Source organism: Paracoccus methylarcula (assembly GCF_003007735.2).
Classification (GTDB): Bacteria; Pseudomonadota; Alphaproteobacteria; order Rhodobacterales; family Rhodobacteraceae; genus Paracoccus; species Paracoccus methylarcula.
Map to the genome: position 1 here is coordinate 206,279 of NZ_PXNQ02000007.1, position 13,308 is coordinate 219,586.

The 13,308-nt window shown below is 64.8% G+C and carries 10 protein-coding genes and 5 pseudogenes; 7 read left to right on the forward strand and 8 right to left on the reverse strand.

Translation table 11 applies throughout. The annotated features are described in order from the left end of the window. Nucleotides 1-7: 7 nt before the first annotated feature. A pseudogene (locus A7A09_RS12800) lies at nt 8-1,140 on the reverse strand (pyridoxal phosphate-dependent aminotransferase). Nucleotides 1,141-1,294: 154 nt separating this feature from the next. Between A7A09_RS12800 and A7A09_RS12805 the strand changes: the two are divergent. Then, the gene (locus tag A7A09_RS12805) at nt 1,295-2,044 is read left to right on the forward strand and encodes a DsbA family protein (RefSeq protein ID WP_106691819.1); all 750 of its coding nucleotides are present in this window, start codon (nt 1,295-1,297) and stop codon (nt 2,042-2,044) included. A gap of 101 nt (nt 2,045-2,145) precedes the next feature. On the opposite strand, the gene A7A09_RS12810 is transcribed toward A7A09_RS12805, so the two are convergent. Then, the gene (locus tag A7A09_RS12810) at nt 2,146-2,847 is read right to left on the reverse strand and encodes a DUF502 domain-containing protein (RefSeq protein WP_106691764.1); all 702 of its coding nucleotides are present in this window, start codon (nt 2,845-2,847) and stop codon (nt 2,146-2,148) included. A gap of 273 nt (nt 2,848-3,120) precedes the next feature. On the opposite strand from A7A09_RS12810, the gene A7A09_RS12815 reads away from it, so the two are divergent. Then, nucleotides 3,121-5,004: a Hint domain-containing protein gene (locus tag A7A09_RS12815; RefSeq protein WP_106691765.1), complete on the forward strand. Its 1,884-nt coding sequence runs from the start codon at nt 3,121-3,123 to the stop codon at nt 5,002-5,004. Here A7A09_RS12815 and A7A09_RS12820 read toward each other — a convergent pair. The 3 genes and pseudogenes from A7A09_RS12820 to A7A09_RS12830 all read right to left on the reverse strand — a co-directional run bounded on the left by A7A09_RS12820 (nt 4,981) and on the right by A7A09_RS12830 (nt 7,249). After that, nucleotides 4,981-5,903 (reverse strand): annotated as a pseudogene (locus A7A09_RS12820) (pseudouridine-5'-phosphate glycosidase). The gene A7A09_RS12815 and the pseudogene A7A09_RS12820 overlap by 24 nt on opposite strands. Continuing rightward, entirely contained in the window at nt 5,900-6,781 is an 882-nt protein-coding gene (locus A7A09_RS12825; RefSeq protein ID WP_106691766.1) for a PfkB family carbohydrate kinase, read from the reverse strand. Before A7A09_RS12825 ends, A7A09_RS12820 begins: the two are co-directional and overlap by 4 nt. 114 nt (nt 6,782-6,895) lie before the next feature. Next, entirely contained in the window at nt 6,896-7,249 is a 354-nt protein-coding gene (locus tag A7A09_RS12830) for an ArsR/SmtB family transcription factor (protein WP_106691767.1), read from the reverse strand. A gap of 220 nt (nt 7,250-7,469) precedes the next feature. Between A7A09_RS12830 and A7A09_RS12835 the strand changes: the two genes are divergently transcribed. From A7A09_RS12835 to A7A09_RS12855, 5 genes and pseudogenes are all read left to right on the forward strand, one after another. After that, nucleotides 7,470-7,820, forward strand: a complete 351-nt coding sequence (locus A7A09_RS12835) for an AtpZ/AtpI family protein (protein ID WP_106691768.1) — start codon at nt 7,470-7,472, stop codon at nt 7,818-7,820. A gap of 2 nt (nt 7,821-7,822) precedes the next feature. Next, entirely contained in the window at nt 7,823-8,578 is a 756-nt protein-coding gene (locus tag A7A09_RS12840; protein ID WP_279432720.1) for a F0F1 ATP synthase subunit A, read from the forward strand. Between the two features lie 52 nt (nt 8,579-8,630). Then, nucleotides 8,631-8,866, forward strand: a pseudogene (locus A7A09_RS12845) (F0F1 ATP synthase subunit C). A gap of 74 nt (nt 8,867-8,940) precedes the next feature. Further along, on the forward strand, nt 8,941-9,528 hold the full coding sequence (locus A7A09_RS12850; RefSeq protein ID WP_106691769.1) for a F0F1 ATP synthase subunit B': 588 nt from the start codon (nt 8,941-8,943) through the stop codon (nt 9,526-9,528). Beyond that, nucleotides 9,525-10,085 (forward strand): F0F1 ATP synthase subunit B, encoded by a 561-nt coding sequence (locus A7A09_RS12855; RefSeq protein WP_106691770.1) that lies wholly within the window; start codon nt 9,525-9,527, stop codon nt 10,083-10,085. Before A7A09_RS12850 ends, A7A09_RS12855 begins: the two co-directional genes overlap by 4 nt. A 285-nt stretch (nt 10,086-10,370) precedes the next feature. On the opposite strand, the gene A7A09_RS12860 is transcribed toward A7A09_RS12855, so the two are convergent. From A7A09_RS12860 to A7A09_RS12870, 3 genes and pseudogenes are all read right to left on the reverse strand, one after another. After that, a complete protein-coding gene (locus A7A09_RS12860; protein ID WP_106691771.1) occupies nt 10,371-10,577 on the reverse strand; it encodes a cold-shock protein in 207 nt (68 codons plus the stop codon). Between the two features lie 184 nt (nt 10,578-10,761). After that, nucleotides 10,762-11,833, reverse strand: a pseudogene (locus A7A09_RS12865) (YcjF family protein). Further along, a pseudogene (locus tag A7A09_RS12870) lies at nt 11,830-13,199 on the reverse strand (YcjX family GTP-binding protein). Before A7A09_RS12870 ends, A7A09_RS12865 begins: the two co-directional pseudogenes overlap by 4 nt. Between the last annotated feature and the right edge of the window lie 109 nt (nt 13,200-13,308).

The following is a 13,308-nucleotide window of genomic DNA, read 5'->3' on the forward strand; positions in this document are numbered from 1 at the left end:
GCAAGGCTCATCGTGACGCCATGAATTCCGTCAATCGCCGCAACCCTTCGGCAATATCAGATGTCGCGCGGGCATAGGAGAACCGCAGGGTCCGGGCACCCCGATCCGGGTCGAAATCCAGTCCCGGCGTGACCGCCACCCCGGCACGATCAAGAATTTCCGTCGCGAATGCCAGCGAATTATCGGTAAAATCCGACACATCGGCATAGATGTAGAACGCCCCTTCCGGCGGTGCGATCCGGGTAAAGCCCGCTTTCGGCAGCCCTTCCAGCATCAGGCGGCGGTTTTCCCGATAGAAGGCCAGATTGGCCTGCGCCTCGTCCTCGCAATCCAGCGCGGCCAGCGCCGCGACCTGGCTGGCATGGGGCGGGCAGATGAACAGGTTCTGGGCCAGACGCTCGACCGTGCGCAGATGCGTTTCCGGAACGATCATCCATCCGACCCGCCACCCGGTCATGGAAAAGTATTTACTGAAAGAGTTTACGACGAAAACCTCATCTGTAACCTCAAGTGCCGAATGGCAGCGGTCGCCATAGCTGAGCCCGTGATAGATCTCGTCCGAGATCACGGCCATGCCCTTTGCCGCAGCGGCTTGCGTCAATGCCCGCATCTCATCAAGCCGCAGCACCGTTCCCGAAGGGTTGCCGGGCGAGGCGAGGATCAACCCCTGCGCATCGGGCAGCGCGTCGGGCCGGGGTTGATAGCGGTCCTCGGGCCGGGTCTCGATCCCCACGGGTTCCAGCGACATGGCGCGCAGGATCTGGCGATAGCTGGGATAGCCGGGAAATCCCATCGCCACCCGGTTCCCGGCATCGAACAGTGCCGAGAAGGCCAGGATAAAGGCCCCGCTGCTGCCCGATGTCACCACCACGCGGGCCGGATCGAGATCGATCCCGTACCAGCGGCGATACAAATCCGCGATCCCCCGGCGCAATTCGGGCAGGCCGAGGGCGACGGTATAGCCAAGCGGCTGATCCAGTGCCGCGGCCAGCGCCTTGCGCGCGCTGCGGGGGCGGGGGTGCCGGGCTGGCCGACCTCCATATGGATGATGTGGCGGCCTGCGGCCTCGGCCCGCGCGGCAGCCGCCATCACATCCATGACGATGAACGGATCAACCTGTCCGCGGGCGGATTGGCGCATGCTCGGGCCTCGATATTCGTTTTGCGCCTTCTTAACGCGGCGCGGCGGCAGGCTCTAGTCTTTTGGGCGGCTTCACAGAGCCGTGTTGCGGCATTTCTTGCCATTACCGCGCACAGGGGCCAAGTTGCATCCGAATTATGTCCAGAGGTTTTCGATGAAACGACTGATCGCCGCGCTGCTGCTCACCGCGACCCCGGTAATGGCATTCGATATCAATTCGATGTCCGAAGAGGAGAAAACCGCCTTCGGCGAGGCGGTGCGCGAATACCTGATGGCCAATCCCGAGGTGCTGGTCGAATCGATCAACGTGCTGGAGGAGCGCCGCGCCGCCGAGACGGTGCAGAACGACCAGCAACTGGTCGCGGCGAATCGCGAGGCCATTTTCGAGGACGGGCATTCATGGGTCGGCGGCAATCCCGATGGCGACCTGACCATGGTCGAGTTCATCGATTACCGCTGCGGCGTCTGCCGCCGTTTCAATGACGAAGTCAAGAAGGTTGTCGAGGATGATGGTAATATCAAGCTGATCCTGAAGGAATTTCCTATTCTCGGGCAGGATAGCGAAGCGTCTTCCCGCTTTGCCGTGGCCGTCAAGCAGATCGCCGGGGACGAAGCCTATATGAAGGCCCATGACGAGCTGATCACCCTGCGCAGCCCGGCAACCATCGAGGCGCTGAAGAAGGTCGCGGAAAAGATCGGGGTCGATGCCGACGAGGTCGTGAACCGGATGAATACCGACGAGGTCAGCGACGTGCTGCGCGAGAACCATCAACTGGCAGAGCGGATGGCGATCATGGGCACGCCCACCTTCGTGATCGGCGACGAGCTTTTGCGGGGCGTGCCCGCCGAAGGGCTGACCGCCGCGGTCGAGGGGCTGCGCGCGAAGATGTCGGAAGAGGGCTGATTCGCGTTATCCCGGCCTTGGCGCGCCTGCGGTCGCGGATGCCTCCGGCGGGGATATTTGCATGAAGAAGAGGGCGCCACCCGGAAGACCCGGCGGCCCTTCTATTCGGTCTTGGGCGTTTGCCTGCCGCCTTTCTGCTTGGGCTTTCTTGCTGGCGGATAGACCAGCCCGGCCGAGATGACCAGCTTGGCCGCGTCCTCGACCGACATGTCCAGGAACACCACCTCGCTGGCGGGGGTGTAGATAAGAAAGCCCGAGGTCGGGTTGGGCGTTGTCGGCACGAAGACCGCGATCAGGTCCTCGGAACTATGGTCGAGGATTTCTCCCTTTGCCGGGCCCGCGACGAAGCCCACGCCCCATAATCCCTTGCGCGGATATTCGATCAGGCAGGCGCGATCAAACCGGGCCTCGCTTTGTGACAGGATGGTTTCGGCGATCTGCTTGAGCCCGCCATAGACCGAGCGGATGATGGGCATCTGTGCCACGATCTGCTCGCCCGTGCGCAAAAGGGCCCGTCCGAGCCACCCCTTGGCCAGCCACCCGATCAGCACGGTGAACAGCAGGAAGACGACCACGCCGAGACCGCGCAGGTTGAGACCGACGTAATTCTCGGGCCGCCAGCGGGCCGGTATCATCGGCAGCACCCAGCTATCCATCCAGCCGGTCAGCGTCCAGATCAGCCAGACGGTGATGCCGATCGGCGCGACGACCACCAGCCCGGCAAGAAAATTCGAGCGCAGCATCGCCAGCAGCCCCGGTTTGCGGGTTGGCAATTGCAGGGGGGTAGGCTCGGGGTTCGACATGGGATGCAGAGAACAGGGCAGGCCGCGTTCCGGTCAAGACTCTATTTGGATGCGGCGGTCATTTTATCTGCCGCGATCCCTTCGGGCGGCGGCAAGGAGGCGTCACGCCACGGTTGCATGATTCTAGAAATATATCTCAATAAGTTGAAATCGCTAAAAATTAATAATGACTCGTGAGAATTCTCATGCTATGGGAGGGAGGACAGGTTTTTTCCCGCGTTCCAGTTTTGCTTGTTGATCTGTCTCAACATTCGCAGGCAACTCGGGGACATCATGGCTCTGGAAATCGTCGATCCCAATTCGACCGAGGATGAACATCTCACCTCGGTGGACGTGAAATTCTCGGGCATGCATATCGGTGGCGGAATATATTTCAGCGCCAATCACAATCCGGCACCGGGCGGCAGCAGCACGGCGGTCCCCCAACGCAGCCTTGCCGGTGAGGCAGAGAGCCACGGCACGACGGAGCTGGATTATACCCTGCCCGAAGGGGGCGAGCCGTGGGACGCCTATCGCGATGATACCGATGGCGACGGGAATCCGGACTTCGTGAAGGCTGGTTTCGACATGAGCATGCATGTCGGCGACCGCCTCGCCAGCACCGGCGAATTCTATGATGGTCCCGCCATCCCGCTTCTGATCGCCAATGATCCGAACGACCTGTCGGGCATTGTCACGATCACCGGGTATCCGGGTGCGGCGAATTCGCTGGACGGGCAGGAGGGGACGCTACACCAGACCAGCGGAACATTGACCTCCTATACCGAGCAGGATGTGAATGGCGATATCGGCGGCTATTTCCGCATAGATGGCGCCGAGGTGGTCGGCGGGATGAGCGGCGGCGCGAATTACCTCGATTACGATGCCGATGGCGACGGCACGGCAGAAACCTATCTGATCGGAACCACTGCCCGCGTCTATGAATCGGGTGCGCCCGGGACGCCATTGCACGAGATCTGGGCCGAATCCCCTTCCTTCTCGCCGCATTACGCCGATCTGGCCAGTGCCATCGAGGGGCTGGACGGCGATGCCGCCCGGACCGCCGATGATTTCGCACGCATGACGTTGCTTTCGGCGCAAACGGCGGGCTCCACGCTGACCACCGTGCAGGGGCAGTTCTTTCACGAGGACATCCATGGAGGGGTGAACGCGGACACGCTGCTTGGCGCGGGCGGGGACGATCGCATCTTCGGCGGCGAGGGCGGCGACAGCATCGATGGCGGAACGGGTGCGGATTATGTCGATGGCGGCAGCGGCGATGACATGTTGACCGGCGGCGCGGGGGCGGACTGGTTCGCCGGAAGCGGATTCGGCGGCGGCACGACCGACCTGATTACCGATTTCGAGGCCGGGGGCGGCGATGTCATCGATCTCGGCTCCTATTTCCAGACGATGGATGATGTCGTGGCCGCAACCACCGAGATGGATGACGGCTCGATCCTGATCGACCTGTCCGGCGGTTCGGGTGACGGGTTCGTCAGGGTGCTGAATACGACCACGGCGGATCTGAACGCGGCGAATCTCAATGTCATCTGCTTTGCCGCCGGCACCTCGATCCGGACAGCGGCGGGCGAGAAAGAGATCGGCACATTGGTTCCGGGCGAGATGGTGCCAAGCTATGATGGCTCGGCCAGGACATTGCGGGCCATTCACAGCCGGACCCTGGGGTTGCGGGAATTGCGGGATCGCCGCCACCTGTGGCCGGTGCTCATTTCAGCCGGAGCCCTGGGAGAGGGCGTTCCACGGTGCGACATGCGCGTCTCGCCGCAGCATCGCATTCTCGTCAACAGCAGGATCGCCAGCCGGATGACCGGATCGACCGCGCTGATCCCGGCCAAGGCATTGCTGGATCTGCCGGGGGTGACGCAGCCGCGTCCCGATGCGCCGGTGACCTATATGCACCTGGTCTTCGAAACCCACGAGATCATCGAGGCCGATGGCTGCTGGAGCGAAAGCTTCTATCCCGGCGAAGAGGCGATGCAAGTGCTGCCCAAGGCGGTGGTCGCGGAATATGCCGAGATATTCCGGGATTTCGGCACGGTCTCACCCGCCGCAAGCCTGATGCGGACGCAACGGGCCCGCCGCCTGGTCGCGCGGCATATCAGGAACGGCAAATCCCTGCAGAAGCCCGATTCACGTCTCGGCGCTCATGGCTGAGGCGATGCCCGCCGCCAAACGCGCATTGTTCATCACCAGCGCGATATTCGATTGCAGGGACCGCCCTTCGGTCAGCTCGAAGATCCGTTGCAGCAGGAAGGGCGTGACCGATTTGGCGGCGACACCCTGTGCCTCGGCCTCGGTCAGCGCCTGTTCGATCACCGGCATGATCTCGTCGCGCGGAATTTCCGCCTCCGCCGGGATCGGGTTGGCGACGAACTGCCCGCCTGTCAGCCCGAGCCGGGCGCGCATCGCGGCGCTTGCGGCGATCTCGGCCGGGCTGTCCGCGCGCAGCGGTGCCACGATCCCCGAGCTGCGCGACCAGAAGGCCGGCAACTCGTCCTGCCCATAGGCGAAGACAGGTACGCCGAGCGTCTCTAGCACCTCCCATGTCTTGGGCAGGTCGAGGATCGCCTTGGCGCCCGCCGCCACCACGGTCACCGGGGTCTGTGACAGCTCCTGCAGGTCGGCCGAGATGTCAAAGCTGCTTTCGGCCCCGCGATGAACCCCGCCGATGCCGCCAGTGGCAAAGACCCGGATCCCGGCCAGATGGGCGCAGATCATCGTCGCGGCAACGGTGGTTGCCCCGGTGCGGCCCAGGGCCAGGCACACGGCCAGGTCGGCGCGGGAAAGCTTCATGGCCTGGTCGGACGGGGTCTGCGCCAGCGCCTCCAGCGTCTGGTCCGTCAGGCCGATATGGATCCGCCCGTCCATGACCGCGATGGTGGCAGGGGTGCGCCCGCGTCGCGGATCACGCCTTCGACCTCGCGCGCCATTTCCAGGTTCTGCGGATAGGGCATCCCATGGGTGATGATCGTCGATTCCAGCGCCACGATCGGGCGATGATCGGCCAGCGCGGCCGAAACCTCGGGCGAGAATGTCAGCGGGGCGTCTTTCATGGAACATCCTTTCCGGAAACATGGGCGGCGGCGGCGAAGGCTGCCTGCCGCAGGGCCGCGTCGCGCGGCTGGTGGTTCAGTTCGGCCGCCAGATGCGCGGCCAGGAAACAATCGCCCGCCCCGGTGACACGTGCGACATGCACCACCGGCGGCGCGGCGGTCAATGTCGTACCGCCCGCGACAGCCTCGGCGGCAGGGTGGGGGCCATCGGTGACCAGCACCCGCGCCGCACCGCGCGCCACCACGGCCTCGGCGGCAGAGGCGGCGTCGGGACAGGCCCGTCCGGCGAGGATCTCGGCCTCCAGCCGGTTGAGATAGAAGCATCCGCGCCGGGCGGCAATCAGCGGCTCCAGCCGCTCGGCCTTGCCGGGGCTGGCGGGAACGATGCGCAGATCGGCCTTGGCCAATGCGGGATCGCGGGCGATTGCGGCCAGCAGATCCTCGGTCAGGTTGCCGTCCAGCACCACCGGCCCGGTCCATCCGGCCAGATCACCGGAGAGCGGCGCAAGGATCGCCTCGCCCGCCTGTTCCAGCCCGTGGACATCGGCGATGGCGGCGATCAGGCCCTGGCTGTCCTCGATTCCCATGTAGCAATCGGTGGGCGGCCCGGCATCGCGGGTCAGCCATCCGGTCAGCACGCCAAGCCGCTCGGCCTCGGCCAACAGTGCCTCGCCCTCGGGATCGCGCCCTACCGCCGACAGCACGGCGGGCCGCAACTGCCACCGCGCCAGCGCGATGGCGACATTCAGCGCCACGCCCCCCGGCAAATGCCGGATCCGTCCGGGCACATCGGCACCAGGGGCCATCCGACGGGGCGACCGCCCGATCACGTCCCACAGCATCGCGCCGATGCACAGGATATCCGGGCGAAGGCTCATGCCACTCCCACCCTGTGTCGCTTCTTCTTCATCCAAATATCCCGGGGAGTCGCCGGAACGGCGACGGGGCAGCGCCCGGCCTGGCACCGGCCATCACCGGATAACGCAGCAACATCATGCCTGATCCTCGCCCCATTCGCGCATCTGCACATCCAGAAACCGTTCGAACTCGTCCAGGTCCACCGGATCGAACTGCCCGAAACCCTGCATCCAGACCGAGGCCGCACGCATTCCCTCGGGATCCAGCATGCACCAGTTGATCCGGCCCCGCCGTTCCTGCCGGATCAGCCCGGCCGCCGCAAGTACCCCCAGGTGCTTCGAGATCGCCGCAAGGCTCATCTCGAAGGGTGCGGCGACATCGCTGACCGCCATGTCATCCTCGAGCAGCATCGACAGGACCTTCCGCCGCGTCGGATCGGCGAGGGCGGCGAAGATCAGGTCCAGCCGGTCGGGAGAGGGGGCGGGCATGGAGGGCGGTCCCTTGGTGATGGAATGGGCGGATGGCGCGGAATGCTCAACTTGGCGGTTGAATAATGTCTGCCGGGTCACCGGAATGCAAGCCGGGCGACAGAATCGGGTGGTTGGGAAAATAAAGCGAAATCAGTCTTTTGCGATCCCGCCTCAGTTGCTTGACTTGAACCGGGATCCACCCTAGACACCGGGCCGAGTGATAACGGGGGCGTGACAGATGGCCGAAGGGCCCCAGAATGGCGCGGATCGGGAAAACAATACCGACCGGCTGCGCGATCTGGAGAAGCGGCTGTCCCGCATGACCCCCAAGCCCGAGGCCGAAAGGCCGAAGGCAGCCTATGACCAGGCGCATATTGCCTGGCGCATGGTGATCGAACTCGTGGCGGGCATCGGGCTTGGCTTCGGGATCGGTTTTGGTCTGGATTATCTGTTCGGCACGACGCCGTTCCTGATGATCCTGTTCGTATTTCTCGGCTTCGCGGCCGGCATCAAGACGATGATGCGCACCGCGTCCGAGCTTGGCACAAAGCCCGGCGAGACAGCGCCGGACAGGGAAAAGAGGGATTGATCGTGGCATCCGATGCACATGGTGAAGAAACCGGCCTGTCGTTCCACCCGATGGACCAGTTCCTTGTGAAACCCCTGTTCGGGACCGGCGAGGTGCATTGGTACACGCCGACCAACGTGACGCTCTGGCTGTTCATCGTCGCCGCCGCGATCATCGCGCTCCTGGTGGCCGGGACCCGTGGACGCGCCATCGTGCCGAGCCGTGTGCAATCCGTCGCCGAGCTGGCCTATGGCATGACCTACAAGATGGTCGAGGACGTGACCGGCAAGGACGGGCTGAAATATTTCCCCTATATCATGACGCTGTTCATGTTCATCGTGTTCTCGAACATGCTGGGCCTGCTGCCCAAGGCGTTCACCGTCACCTCGCATATCGCCGTGACCGGCGTGCTGGCACTGGCCGTCTTCGTCAGCGTCACCGTGCTTGGCTTTGTCAAGAACGGCACGCATTTCCTCGGCCTGTTCTGGGTGACCTCGGCGCCGCTGGTGCTGCGGCCCATCCTCGCGGTGATCGAGGTGATCAGCTATTTCGTTCGTCCGGTCAGCCATTCCATTCGTCTTGCCGGCAACATGATGGCGGGCCACGCCGTGATGAAGGTGTTCGCGGGCTTTGCCGCCATCGCCGTCATCTCGCCGGTGTCGATCCTCGCCGTGACCGCCATGTATGGCCTCGAGGTGCTTGTCGCCTTCATCCAGGCCTATGTCTTTACCATCCTGACCTGCGTCTATCTGAAGGACGCGCTGCATCCGCAGCACTAGGGCCAGGTTCTTCAATCCTCATTCACTACTTCCAACCGCAAGGAGATTCATCATGGAAGGGAATATCGCCGAACTCGGTCAGTATATCGGTGCCGGTCTGGCCGCCATCGGTTCGGGCGCTGCCGCCGTTGGTGTGGGCAATGTCGCCGGGAACTTCCTGTCGGGTGCTCTGCGCAACCCGTCGGCTGCCGGCGGTCAAACCGCTACGCTGTTCATCGGCATCGCCTTCGCGGAAGCCTGGGGATCTTCGCGTTCCTCGTCGCGCTTCTGCTGATGTTCGCGGTCTGATCACCTGCCATCCTTGCGGCGGGGTGGAGGTTCGCCTCCGCCCCATCGTGACCTGAAAGGCCAAGGGGTAGGAAATGATCAGCCTGTTAGAAACGGCAGCCGCGACGGCCGCCGAACATACGGAAGAAGCTGCTGCTGCAGCCGGTCATGGCGCCGAGCAATCCTCGGGCATGCCGCAGCTGGATTTCAGCACCTTCCCGAACCAGATTTTCTGGCTCATCGTCACGCTGGCGGTGCTGTACTGGGTGCTGTCCCGCATCGCGCTGCCCCGGATTGCCGCCGTTCTGTCGGATCGTCAGGGCGCCGTCACCGGCGATCTGATGGCTGCCGAGGAGTTCAAGCAGAAGGCGAAAGAAGCCGAGGCCGCCTATGACAAGGCGCTGGCCGATGCCCGGACCGAGGCGCACAAGATCGTCGAGGCGAACCGGGCCGAGATCCAGAAGGAACTCGACGCCGCCATCGCCCATGCCGATTCCGAGATCGCGGCCCGCACCGCGGAATCCGAAAAGCGCATCCGCGAGATCCGCGAATCCGCCGCGACCGATGCGCGCGAGGTGGCCCGCGACGTCACCGCCGAACTGGTGCGCAGCTTTGGTGGCAATGTCGATCAGGCTGCCGTGGACAGCGCCGTCGAGAGCCGCTTGAAGGGGGCCTTGCAATGAACCGTATCAGCGCAATCGCCATCTCGTTGCTGGCCGCCACTCCGGCGGCAGCGGCAAGCGGGTCGTTCTTCTCGCTGCGCAATACCGATTTCATCGTGTTGCTGGCCTTCCTGGTCTTTGTCGGCGTCCTGATCTATTTCAAGGTGCCCTCGATCCTCGGTGGCAAGCTGGACGAGCGTGCCGACGGTATCCGCAAGGATCTGGACGAGGCTCGCCGCCTGCGCGAGGAAGCGCAGGAGATCTATGCCAGCTACGAGCGCCGCCAGCGCGAGGTGCAGGGGCAGGCAGACGAGATCATCGCGAATGCCCGCCGCGAGGCCGAGGCACAGGCCGCCAAGGCCAAGGAGGACCTCAAGACCTCGATCCAGCGCCGCCTGAAGGCAGCCGAAGACCAGATCGCCAGCGCCGAGAAGGACGCCGTTCGTGCCGTTCAGAACCAGGCCATGCAGGCTTCGGTGGCCGCCGCATCCGAGCTGCTGGCCGCGCAGGTCAAGGCCGGGCAGCGTTCCGCCGGTATCGACGACGCCATCGAAGACGTGGCGCGCCGGTTGAACTGAAGCATTCACGACGGACAGTGAACCGAAACCCCCGGCCTCATCAGGGCCGGGGGTTTTTTCATGCGGTGGCATAGGTTGGGGCAAAAAGGGGGGCGCAGGCCGGAATCCGCGCGGGCACCGCATGCCGGAACGATCATTCTCCATGGCGATCCCGGGATATTTCGCGTTCTCGGGGGCGGGCAGCTGTTTGCCGGAAACCCTTCCGGCATTCGCATGAGAAAAGCCCCCGCCGGTCAAGGGCGGGGGCTCATGTCGGTCATTCGGTCGAATGGGCGCGGATCGCGCTCAGGCGAAAGCGACGTTGATTGCCGATTCGCGTCCGTCGCGACCGGTTTCGATGTCGAAGGTCACGGCCTGACCATCAGCCGGGGCGGCCAGGTTGGCGCGCTCCAGGGCCGAGATATGCAGGAACACGTCCCGCTTGCCGTTTTCCGGCGCGATGAAGCCATAACCTTTGGTGGCGTTGAACCATTTCACGGTGCCGTTGGCCATCGTGAGATCTCCTTTACTTATGTCGTCCGCATGAGTGCGACGAACCCGGCTTTGTCAGTTCAAACTCTAAGACTGAAGCCAGATGAAGGAGACAGGTCGAAGAAGCGATAACGTAGCGCCTCCCCTTTAAGCTGTTTTCCTCGGGATCGCAAGCAAATTCGCCGAGAGGCGCGGGCCCCTCGGGTCAGCGTCCGCCGTCATCGTTGCCGAACAATCCCCGCAATCCGCGCGTGACCAGGTTGCCGACCCTGGGGCGGGGTTGGGCAAGGAAGGGCAGCGGGCGGCAGACCTCCATCGCGGCAATGCCCACGCGGGCGGTCAGTGCGCCATTGACCACGCCTTCGCCGAAACGGCGCGACAGCTTGGCAAGCACGCCGCCGCCGGCAACGGTGTGGATCAGGTCGTCGCCCGCCGCGACGGCTCCGGTGGCGACCAGATGGGTCATCACCGTGCGCGCCAGCCGCCAGCTTCCGACCGTGCCGGCCCGGCCGCCATAGATCTCGGCCATGCGCCGGATCATCCGCAGATTGGCCGCCAGCGCCGCCGCGACATCGGCCAGTGCCAACGGGATCAGCGCGGTGGCGGCGGCGACGGTGCGGGCGGCGGCTCGATCTCTCGGCGGGCTTCCTGGTCCAGTTGCGCCATCAATTCGGTCTCGGCCATGGTGATCAGGCTGCGGGCGTCATAGGCCTCGTCCCGCCTTTCTGCGAGCCGCTCGCGCCCCATTTCAGATCGGGGCGAGGATGATAGAGGGACACCAGCTGATCGATGACGCGCCGCGCCTTGTCGGTGCTCTCCTCGGTCAATGCCTGCCCGGCCTGCCGCTGGATCGCATCGATCCGGGCAAAACGCGCCCATGCCCGGTATTCGCGCCATGCCATCCCCAGGCTGGCCAGCGTGAACAGGCCCAGAAGGCCGATGCCGATCCAGCCGAGAAGCGGATAGCTGTTCAGCAGCCCCGAGATGAAATCCAGCGCGGCGACGGTCAGCAGGAACACGAACAGCGCCACGCCGGAATTGATGAACAGCCGTGTCAGAGGCGAGGGCGGGCGGCCGATCAGCCGGGTGACCATCTCCATCGTGCGCGGGCGGGGAAGCGCGCTGTCCGTCTCGTCGATGGGGGGCGCGTCGGCGGGATTGGGCTGGGCACGCCCTGCCTCGTCACGTGCCTCCTGGCTCGGACCGGTCGCGGGATCGGCGGGGGCAGGAGAGTCGAGCTCCACCAGCATGGGGCCACGTTTCGGGGTGTCGCTCACAACATGTCTCCGATCAGGAATTCGGCGGCGCGGTCCAGCCGGATATGGGGCGGGCCATCCCCCGGACGGCGGGTCATCGGCGCGGGGGCGAAATTCATCACGGCATAATCGGCATCCAGCCAGTCCTTTGCCCCGTCGCGGGCCGGGTTCAGCAATTGCGACGGCTCGGCGGGCAGTTCTCCGGGATAGAAGGCCGCCTGCCGCCCATCGGTCAGCCGTCCGCGCACGGCGGGCAGTTCCTCGCCCTCCTGCCGGATCACGTCCTCGGTCGTGGCGCGCAGGGCGGCAATGGCCATGGCCTCGGTCCGCGCGCCCGAGAAATCGGCGCGGTCGCGCGCCTCGCGCAGCATGGCCGAGAGGATCGCGGTCAGCCGGTTATGCTGGATATGGTGCAGGTGATCGGCCTTGGTGGCGGCAAACAGGATCCGCTCGACCCGCCGTGTGCCAAGAAGCTGCGCCAGCCATCCCGCGCGGCCGGGGCGGAAGGCGGTCAGGATATCGGCCATGGCGCGGCGCATGTCCTCGACCGCCTGCGGACCCTGATGGATCGCGCCCAGCACATCGACCAGCACCACCTGCCGGTCGATCCGGGCGAAATGATCGCGGAAGAAAGGTTTGACCACCCGCGACTTATAGGCGTCGAAGCGGCGGCGGAACTCCTTGTAAAGCTTGCCGCCCTGCAGTCCCTCGGGCAGGGGCGCGAATGTCAGCGCCGGAGAGCCCGCCAATTCGCCGGGGATCAGGAAGCGGCCGGGGGTGCAGTCCGACCAGCCCGCCGCGCGCGCGGCCTGCAGATGGGCGGTATAGGCCTCGGCCAGGCGCTGCGCGGTCGGTTCGTCGAGCCGATCAACGGGATCGAGGCCGGACAGCGCGTCGAGATATTCCCCCGCGCCGGGGCGGCCATCGATCCGCGCCAGGACCTCGGCGGACCAATCCCCGAAATCCTTCTCCATCAGCCGCAGGTCCAGCAGCCATTCGCCGGGATAATCGACGATATCCAGATGCACGGTCTGCGGTCCGCGCAGGCCGGAAAAGAACCCGCGTGGCTCGATCCGCAGCGACAGGCGCAACTGACTGACATGGCGCGTGCTGTCGGGCCAATGCGGATCGGTTCCGGTCATGGCGGCAAGGTGGCGCTCGAAATCGAAGCGCGGCACGGTGTCGTCGGGCTGGGGCTGCAGCCATGCGGTCTTGAGACTGCCATCGGCGGCGGCGCGCAGGGCATGCATCCGCCCCCGATCCATCAGGTTCGCCACCAGCGAGGTGATGAACACCGTCTTGCCGCCCGCGACAGGCCGGTGACGCCCAAGCGGATCACCGGATCGCCAAACCCGAGCCCGCGCATCAGATCACTGCCGATTCCCATTCCGCCCGCTATCCTTGCCCCGTTTCACCGGAAGATATGTCGGCCATGCGGCTTTGCATAGGTCACGGCCGTCTTTCGCGTCATTCGCGCTTCTGTCATAACGCCGCAA